1 pseudogene is annotated in these 528 nt (G+C 65.2%); it reads left to right on the forward strand.

Features of this window, described 5'->3' with window-relative positions:
* A pseudogene (locus tag KIP89_RS00005) lies at positions 1–528 on the forward strand (tape measure protein); the annotation flags it as partial.

Here is a 528-nt window from a genome sequence, read left to right on the forward strand (position 1 = left end):
CGGGCAAGACATCGCGTGAGCGGCAGAACGACTATGAGCGGCTGACGCAGATGATCCAGCAGCGCACCGCCGCTCTGAACGCTGAGACGGCGGCGCAGGCCGGCATCAATCCGCTGCTGGACGACTACGGTGCCGCCGTCGAGCGGGCGCGTGCTGAATTCGACCTGTTGCAGGCGGCACAGGAGGCGGGTCTCACCATCACGCCGCAGCTGCGCGAGAACATTGCAACGCTGGCGGATGCCTATGCCGATGCGTCCGTGGCGGCGGCGCAGCTGCAGGAGAGCCAGAATATGGTGCGGCAGAAGGCCGAGGACATGGTCGATCTCGGCAGGGACACCATGTCGGGCTTCATTTCCGACATCCGCAACGGCACATCGGCGGCGGACGCGCTCACCAATGCGCTCGGCCGCGTCATCGACAAGCTGGCGGACATGTCGATCAATACGCTTTTCGACAGCAAGACGGGCGCTCTGGGCTCGCTCATCACCTCGGCATTCAGCGGTACGCCCAAGTTCGCCGAAGGCGGCT

The sequence above is a fragment of the Ancylobacter radicis genome (genome assembly GCF_018449475.1).
In the GTDB taxonomy this organism is placed as follows: domain Bacteria; phylum Pseudomonadota; class Alphaproteobacteria; order Rhizobiales; family Xanthobacteraceae; genus Ancylobacter; species Ancylobacter radicis.